The organism is Chryseobacterium elymi (assembly GCF_003385495.1).
GTDB lineage: Bacteria > Bacteroidota > Bacteroidia > Flavobacteriales > Weeksellaceae > Chryseobacterium > Chryseobacterium elymi.
Window position 1 is genome coordinate 1 of the sequence record NZ_QNUH01000067.1, and the last position, 629, is coordinate 629.

Genomic DNA, 629 nt, shown 5'->3' on the forward strand with positions numbered 1-629 from the left:
AACCAAGACCTGACCAAAGGAATCCTTTTAGGAGGCTATACCCAGGCAGAAGGAAGAATAGAATCTAATGATGAAACTTTCTGGATGCTCTACCTCAATGCCGATGGCAACGAGAAGTGGAGAAAATATGTAAAAGGAGAATCCAGAAAAAGAGAGGAGAGACTTTCAGACCTGAAACTCAACAGAGACGGATCCATTATTCTGGCAGGAACCAGCGCAGAAGAACTTGGAAAAGAGAACTGGAAGATCGTGAAGCTGGGAGATAAACAAATTGATCAGCTGATTGAAAAACAGGACATCAAGATCTATCCTAATCCGGTTTCAGATTATGCTTATGTGGAAATAGGGTTTGACTTTAAGGAAGCGGATATTATGTTGTATGACATGGGGGGAAGACAATTACAGAGCCTGAAAACTAAGAATAAGGTGACGAAGATTAATACTCAGAATTTGATTCAGGGGGCTTATCTGGTGGCGATAAAGACGGATACCAATAAAATAGCTAGTGCTAAACTCATAAAAAATAAATGATGATCTGAATGGTAATATTACCAATCTGAAACGATCTGAAGGATTACAGGGAGGCAGTATTGCAATGACTATAGATGATCTTAGCTATACTTACACAG

The 629-nt window shown here is 39.4% G+C and carries 1 protein-coding gene; it reads left to right on the plus strand.

Annotated features, from left to right (window positions below):
- A partial coding sequence (locus DRF60_RS20885; protein WP_133297271.1) for a T9SS type A sorting domain-containing protein occupies nt 1-531 on the plus strand: 531 nt, incomplete at its 5' end.
- Between the last annotated feature and the right edge of the window lie 98 nt (nt 532-629).